This window comes from Paraburkholderia sp. Ac-20347, assembly GCF_017104805.1.
GTDB lineage: Bacteria > Pseudomonadota > Gammaproteobacteria > Burkholderiales > Burkholderiaceae > Paraburkholderia > Paraburkholderia tropica.
Map to the genome: position 1 here is coordinate 1 of NZ_JAAGPN010000487.1, position 2,900 is coordinate 2,900.

Here is a 2,900-nt window from a genome sequence, read left to right on the forward strand (position 1 = left end):
CGCCCGGCTCCTCGTCGGCGCCGCCGCCCGAACTGTCCGCGCCGGGCACGTCCGACGTCACCGACGACGCGCTCGCGGGCGCATCGGTCGACGCGCGTCGCGCGGCTTCATCGGCGGAAGCAGTCGAACCAGTGGAACCGGCAGGAGTCGCGCCGGTGGCGGAACCGGCGGGCGTGGAAACAGGAGGAGCGGATGCGCCCGGCTCGGAGGACTGGGCGGGACGGCCAGCGCCGTCGGGAACCTCGGGGTGGTCGGTCTTGTTATCGCTCATGACGTGGGGACGGGCGCGCCGCGCGCGCGAACGAATGAACAGGCCTCCGATTATGCGTCGCACCGCAGGCCGTTGCCACCCCAATGCACAAATGCTCACACTCGGTGACATTACGCATCACACGACGCCGCGAATTTGCAGCGCCGCCGAGCAAGCGCCATGCCGCGCGGCAGCATACGCGCCGTTACGAATCCTGGCGCTCGTCGAAGGTCTCGCGCAGCGCAATCTGCATGCTCGCGTGGATCTTCACGCACCAGCGCCACAGCAGCATCGTGAGCAGCGCCGCGCAGACCAGCACGCCGATCAGAAAGCCCGTCGGCGGCAGGATCGTGCCCGAGAGCGCCGCCACCAGCACGAACACGCCGATCATCGAGACGGCCGGCACCAGCTCCGCGATCGCGTGGCGCAGCGCGCGCGTGAAGCGCCCCGCCTTCTCCGGCTGCACGCTGACCTCGGCGAGCAGCAGCGCGAGCGACTGCGTCTTGCGCCACACGGCGACGAGGAACGGCATCGCCAGCACGAGCGCCGCGCTCCAGAGCACGACGCGCTGGATCCGCTCGTCGGGCACCCAGTTCGCGATCAGCGGCGCGGCGTAACGCGCGCCATACGACATGCCGATGAAGATCGCCGACACCAGCGCCAGATTCACCGCGATCTGCACCACGATGCGCCGCGTCAGCGAAAAAAGCGTCGGTCCGTTCGAACGCGGCATCAGCGCGCGCAGCCACTGGCTGTAGAGGCCGAACACGTTCGAGACGGCGGGCGGCATGGCGCGCGCGAGGCGCTGCGAGAGCGGATCGGCCACGCGGATCAGATACGGCGTGGTGAGCGTCGTGATCGCCGAGACCGTCACCGCGATCGGATAGAGAAAGCCGCTCGTGACCTTCAGCGTCAGGCCGAGCGAGGCGATGATGAACGAGAACTCGCCGATCTGCGAAACCGTCATGCCCACGCGCATCGCCGTGCGGCCGTCGCGGCCCGCGAGGAAGGTGCCCAATCCGCACGACACCAGCTTGCCGAACACCACGGCGAGCGAGATCACCGCGATCGGCCACGCGTAGTCGACCAGCACGAGCGGATTGAGCATCAGCCCGATCGTCACGAAGAAGATCGCCGAAAATGCGTCGCGCAGCGGCGCGACCAGATGCTCGATGCGCTCCAGGTGCCGCGATTCGGCCATGACCGCGCCGATCAGGAACGCGCCGAGCGCGATCGAATAGTCGAGCTTCACGACCAGCAGGCAGAAGCCGAAACAGAAGCCGAGCACCGAGACGAGCAGCATCTCGTCGCTGCCCACGCGCGCCACGTAGCCCAGCACGCGCGGCACGATCAGGATGCCCGCCAGCAGCGAAACCAGCATGAACAGGAGCAGCTTGCCGAGCGTGATGAGCGCGATGCCGGGCGACAGCTCGCCGGTCTGCGCGATGCCGCCGAGCAGCACCAGCATGGCGATGCCCAGAATGTCCTCGACGATCAGGATGCCGAACACGAGCTGCGCGAACGGTTCACGCTTCACGCCCAGATCGGCGAGCGCCTTGACGATGATGGTGGTCGACGAAATCGCCAGGATCGCGCCGAGAAACAGCGAATCCATCGCCGCCCAGCCGAACGCGCGGCCGATCTCGTAGCCGAGCCAGAGCATCACCACGATTTCCGAAATCGCCGCGACGATGGCCGTCGCGCCCACCTGAAAGAGCTTGCGCAGGCTGAATTCGAGCCCGAGCGAGAACATCAGGAACACCACGCCGAGCTCGCCCATCGTCTGAATGGTCTGCTCGTCGTGGATCAGCTGGAACGGCGGCGTGTACGGCCCGATGATCACGCCCGCCGCGATATAGCCGAGCACGACCGGCTGCTTCAGGCGATGAAACAGCACGGTGACGATCCCCGCGATCGCCATCACCACTGCCAGATCCTGAATGAAGCCGATTCCTTGATGCATGTACGATATTCCTTACAAAACGCTGTCTGATGCCTGAATGTTACCCGATGATCGGCGTCGGCCAAATCGTCGCAAACGAAAAAAGCACGGCCTACAATGATGTGTCCCTGGACGGCGCGGGCCGCGCGTGCATCTTTCGGCGCGCTCATTGCCGGCTTGCCGCGCTATCGCGCAGCGCCGCCCCGCTCCGCCACTGCTCCATCACCGCTTAACGAACCGCCATCGAGCCGCCTCTCGCCATGACCGCTTCCGCTGCTTCCGCCGTCTGCCCGGCAACCGGCGCCGCCGGTGCGGCTGCGTCCTGCGGCTTGGCTTGCGCCTCGGCCTTGGCCTTCTGGCGCGCGAGCGCGGCGTTGGCGCGGCCGATATGCGACGGATCGATGCCCGGGCCTTCCGACGCCGTGCCGTCCAGTTCGTAACGCGGACCGCCCGCGGCCACGCGCTCGTGGTAACGCGGATGGTTCACATGGCGCTTGAGCACGGCGACGATCAGCGTGCGCTCGTAGTCCGGATGCGCGGCGACCAGATCCTCGACGACACCGATCTTGAGCGGCAGACGTTCGCGGAAGGTCGGATAGAGCTTCGCGAAAACGTTCCAGACCGTGTTGAGCTGGCGGTTGCGCTCGATGCGCGCCTTCTCGGCTTCGCTGAGATTCGCCGCCGGTTGTTGCGCACGCGCCGGACGCT

2 protein-coding genes and 1 pseudogene are annotated in these 2,900 nt (G+C 66.9%); all 3 read right to left on the minus strand.

What is annotated here, in order from left to right:
• Window positions 1-271, minus strand: a pseudogene (locus G3N97_RS37825) (hypothetical protein); the annotation flags it as partial.
• A gap of 184 nt (window positions 272-455) precedes the next feature.
• The gene (locus G3N97_RS37830) at window positions 456-2,213 is read right to left on the minus strand and encodes a cation:proton antiporter (RefSeq protein WP_205997856.1); all 1,758 of its coding nucleotides are present in this window, start codon (window positions 2,211-2,213) and stop codon (window positions 456-458) included.
• 208 nt (window positions 2,214-2,421) lie between these two features.
• The coding region (locus G3N97_RS37835) for a ProQ/FINO family protein (protein WP_241031082.1) at window positions 2,422-2,900 on the minus strand (479 nt) is incomplete at its 5' end.